The organism is Streptomyces sp. NPDC000410 (assembly GCF_040300305.1).
Lineage (GTDB): Bacteria > Actinomycetota > Actinomycetes > Streptomycetales > Streptomycetaceae > Streptomyces.
In genome coordinates this window covers 1-5096 of record NZ_JBEPDM010000111.1, presented here as the reverse complement: position 1 = coordinate 5096, position 5096 = coordinate 1, and the positions used below count along the sequence as shown (strand labels likewise).

The 5096-nt window shown below is 71.4% G+C and carries 1 pseudogene; it reads left to right on the top strand.

Annotated features, from left to right (window positions below):
* Positions 1-42 precede the first annotated feature (42 nt).
* Positions 43-5096 (top strand): annotated as a pseudogene (locus ABT342_RS37860) (amino acid adenylation domain-containing protein); the annotation flags it as partial.

Here is a 5096-nt window from a genome sequence, read left to right as displayed (position 1 = left end):
TATGTCGTGCTCGCCGGTGTTGTTCGGGGCGAGGTGTCGGGGGTGTTGCGGGAGTTCGTGGCGGCGCGCCTGCCGGAGTACATGGTGCCGTCGGCAGTCGTGGTCCTCGACGAGCTCCCGCTCACACGCAACGGGAAGCTCGACCGCAAGGCGCTCCCCGTCCCCGCGTACGAGGCAGGCGAGGGCCGAGGGCCGGCCAACGCGCAGGAGGAGATCCTCTGCGGCGCGTTCGCCGAGGTCCTCGGTGTGGACAGCGTAGGCGTCGACGACGACTTCTTCGCATGGGGCGGCCACTCGCTGCTTGCCGTGCGGCTGCTCAGCCGGATCCGGGCGGTGTTCGGCGTCGAACTCTCCCTGCGGACGCTGTTCGAGGCCCGCACGGCGGCCGGTGTCGCGGCCAGGCTCTCCGATGCCGACCAGGCTCGCCTGCCGCTGCTGGCAGGGGCGCGCCCGGAGCGGGTGCCGCTCTCGTTCGCGCAGCGCCGCCTGTGGTTCCTCGGCCAGCTCGAAGGGCCCAGCGCGACCTACAACATGCCGGTCGCGCTACGGCTCTCCGGACAGGTGGATCCGGTCGCGCTGGGCGCGGCCCTGCGGGACGTACTCGCACGGCACGAGGCGCTGCGGACGGTGTTCGCCGTTGCCGACGGTGAGCCGTACCAGAAGGTCCTCGACATGGAGGAGCTCGCCTGGGAGCTGGCGGTCGTCGATGTGAGCCCGGCGGACATGGCCGACTCCGTCGCAGGGGCCGTCGGCCACACATTCGACTTCGCCGTGGATGTGCCCTTCCGAGCCTGGCTGTTCACCGCAGGACCGGAGGAGCAGGTGCTGGTCGTCGTGATGCACCACATCGCGAGCGACGGCTGGTCCCGGGCGCCGCTGGCACGGGACATCTCCCTCGCCTACGCGGCCCGTAGCACGGGCGGCCGTGCTCCGCAGTGGACCGAACTCCCGGTGCAGTACGCCGACTACGCGCTCTGGCAACAGGAGCTGCTGGGGGACGAGCAGGACCCCGACAGCGTGATATCGCGGCAGATCGCCTACTGGCGCTCCACATTGGCCGGATCGCCCGAGGAGCTTGCGCTGCCCTTCGACCGCCCGCGGCCGGCCGTGGCCAGCCACAGCGGGCACACCGTGCCGCTGGAGGCCCCGGCGGAGCTGCATGCGCGGCTGGTCGAGCTGGCGCGTGCCGAGGGCGTCACCGTGTTCATGGTGTTGCAGGCCGCGCTCGCGGTGCTGCTGTCCCGGCTGGGCGCGGGCAACGACATTCCCCTCGGATCGGCGATCGCGGGACGCACCGACGAGGCCCTCGACGGTCTGGTCGGCTGCTTCGTCAACACGCTGGTGCTGAGGACCGACCTGTCGGGCGACCCCACGTTCCGCGAGGTCCTGGCGCGCGTGCGGGAGACCGGTCTTTCGGCGCTCGCGCATCAGGACGTGCCGTTCGAGCGACTGGTGGAGGAGCTGGCCCCGGCCCGGTCGCTGGCCAGGCACCCGCTGTTCCAGGTCGTGTTCACCAAGCAGGACACCATCGAAGCCGTACTGGACCTGCCCGGTGTGAACCTGAGCGCGGTGGCGTCCGGCACGTCGGCGGCCAAGTTCGATCTGGACGTGCTGGTCGGGGAGGCGTACGACGCCGATGGCGGGCCGGCCGGGCTGCGGGGCACGCTGACCGTGGCCGCCGACCTGTTCGACCCCGAGACGGCCACGCGCATCGCCGGGCGCTGGGGACGGGTGCTCGATGCCGTGGCCGGCGATCCCGGGCTGCGGCTCAGCGCGGTGGACGTCCTGGGCGAGGCGGAGCGACGCCTGGTGCTCACGGAGTGGAACGACACCGAAGCGCCGTCGGCGGACACGTCGGTGGTGGGGTTGTTCGAGGCGCAGGCGGCACGGACCCCGGACGCGATCGCGATCGTCGCCGACGGGACCGAGATCTCGTACGCGCAGCTGGACGCCCGGGCCAACCGGCTCGCGCACTACCTGACCAAGCAGGGTGTGGGCGCCGAGTCGGTGGTCGGTCTGGGGCTGGAGCGCGGCGCCGAGATGATCGTGGCGATCCTGGCCGTGTGGAAGGCCGGAGCCGGCTACCTGCCGCTCGATACGCAGCAGCCGGCCGAGCGGATCGGATTCATGCTGGCGGACAGCGGAGCGGTGCTGCTGCTGACCACCGAGGAGATCCTGGACGAGCTGCCGGCAGGCCGGGTACGGATGGTGGCACTCGACGACCCGATGACGGTGGCCCAGCTCGCCATGCTCCCGGTCACCGTTCCCGGGGTGTCGGTGGTGCCGGGTGGGTTGGCCTATGTGATCTATACGTCGGGTTCGACGGGGCGGCCGAAGGGTGTGGCTGTCACCCATGGGTCGCTCGCGAACTATGTGTCGTCGGTGCCGGGGCGTGTCGGGCTGGGTGAGGAGGGTGGTCGGTACGCGCTGTTGCAGGCGCAGGCCACCGACCTGGGCAACACGTTGGTGTTCGCGAGTCTGGCCACGGGTGGGCAGTTGCACATCCTCGACGCGGAGGCGGTCACCGACCCGGCCGCGGTGACGGCGTATTTCGCGGAACACCGGATCGACTACCTGAAGGCGGTGCCGTCGCATCTGTCGGCGCTGGGCGCCGACGGTGGCCTGGAGGGCGTGCTGCCGGCCAAGTCACTGGTTCTCGGTGGCGAGGCGGCCTCACCCACATGGGTCCGGGAGCTGGTGGCGGCCGCCGGTACGCGGGAGGTGTTCAACCACTACGGGCCGACCGAGGCCACCATCGGCGCGGCGACCACACGCCTCACCGGACAGACGCTGGACGACGGCGTCGTCCCGGTCGGCACACCGGTCGCGAACACGCGCTTCTACGTACTGGACGACACGCTCACCCCGGTGCCCGCCGGTGTGGCCGGCGAACTGTACATAGCCGGTGCGCAGGTGGCGCGCGGCTACGTCGGCCGCGCGGGACTCACGGCGGAACGGTTCGTGGCCTGCCCGTTCGCAGGTGCGGGCGAGCGGATGTACCGCACGGGCGACCGGGCGCGGTGGAGCGCCGACGGCCGGCTCGTATTCCTGGGCCGGGCGGACGACCAGGTGAAGATCCGCGGGTTCCGGATCGAGCCGGGCGAGGTGCAGACCGTGCTCGTAGCACATCCGGAGGTCACTCAGGCGGTGGTCGTCACCCGTGAGGACACCCCCGGCGATGTCCGGCTGATCGCGTACGTCGTACCCGCCGACCCCGAAGAGACCGATGACGCGTTGCCGGAAGCGGTGCGGCGATTCGTCGGGCAGCGGCTGCCGGACTACATGGTGCCGTCCGCGGTGGTGGTCCTGGAGGCCATGCCGCTGTCGTCGAACGGGAAGCTGGACCGCAAGGCCCTGCCCGCCCCGGCCAACGCCGCCGCAACGGGTGCCGGCCGGGGTCCCGCCACGCTCCAGGAGGAGCTTCTGTGCGGGGCGTTCGCCGAGGTCCTGGGGCTGCCCGGCGTGGGAGTGGACGACGACTTCTTCGAACTGGGCGGGCACTCCCTCCTCGCGGTGCGGCTCATCAGCCGGATCCGGGCGGTGCTGGGCATCGAGGTCGAGATCCGTGCCCTGTTCGACACCCCGACGGTGGCCGGGCTCGCAGCCGGGCTCGGAGCCGCCGGCGAGGCCCGCCTCGCGCTGACGGCAGGCGTACGCCCGGAGCGGGTGCCGCTGTCGTTCGCGCAGCGCCGCCTGTGGTTCCTCGGCCGGCTGGAAGGCCCCAGCGCCACCTACAACGTCCCCGTCGCACTGCGACTGAGCGGAGATGTCGACCGGGACGCGCTCGGCGCCGCGCTGCGGGACGTGATCGGCAGGCACGAGGTGCTGCGGACGGTGTTCGCGGTGGCTGACGGTGAGCCGTATCAGCGTGTTGTGGCTGCCCAGGACCTGGAGTGGGAGCTGCGGACGGTGGAGGTGGCGCCGGAGGAGCTGGCCGGTGCGGTCGCCGCTGCGCAGGGGTATGCCTTCGACCTGTCGGAGGAGGTGCCGATCCGGGCCTGGCTGTTCACGGCTGGACCGGACGAGCAGGTACTGGTCGTGGTGACCCATCACATCGCCGGTGACGGCTGGTCCCGGGGGCCGCTGGCCAGGGACGTCTCCGTCGCCTACGCGGCGCGATGCGCGGGCGGGGTCCCCGGGTGGGAGCCGCTGCCCGTGCAGTACGCGGACTACACGTTGTGGCAGCGTGAGCTGCTGGGCTCGGAGGACGACCCGGAGAGCCTGCTGTCCCGCCAAGTCGACTACTGGCGCCAGGCGTTGGCCGGGGCTCCCGAGGAGCTGGAGCTGCCGTTCGACCGCACGCGTCCTGCGGTGGCCAGTCTCCACGGGCACAGTGTGCCGCTGGAGATCCCGGCGGAGCTGCACGCGCGGCTGGCGGAGATGGCGCGTGCCGAGGGCGTGACGGTGTTCATGGTGTTGCAGGCCGCGCTCGCGGTGCTGCTGTCCCGGCTGGGTGCGGGGAACGACATTCCGATCGGGTCGGCGGTCGCCGGTCGTACCGATGAGGCGCTGGACGACCTGGTCGGGTTCTTCATCAACACCTTGGTGGTACGCGCCGACCTGTCGGGCGATCCCACGTTCCGCGAGGTGCTGGGACGGGTTCGGGAGGCCGGGCTCGGGGCGTTCGCCCACCAGGATGTGCCGTTCGAGCGGCTGGTGGAGGAGCTTGCCCCGACGCGCTCGCTGTCGCGCCACCCGCTGTTCCAGGTGATGCTCACCGTGCAGAACAACGCCGACGCGGTCCTGGACCTGCCGGGGCTGGGCGCCGAGACGCTGTCCTCCGGCGGGACGACGGCCAAGTTCGACCTGGACATCTCTTTGGGGGAGGTGTTCGACGCGGAGGGGCGGCCGGCGGGGCTGCGGGGTGTGGTGATTGTTGCGGCGGATCTGTTTGATCTGGGGAGTGCTGGGCGGTTGGCTGAGCGTTTGGCGTTGGTGGTGGATGCGGTGACTGCTGATCCGTTGGTGCGGGTGGGTGCGGTGGATGTGTTGGGTGAGGTGGAGCGGCGTCGGGTGTTGGTGGAGTGGAATGACACGGTGGCTGAGGTGTCGGCGGTGTCGGTGGTGGAGTTGTTCGAGGGGTGGGTGGCGCGGAC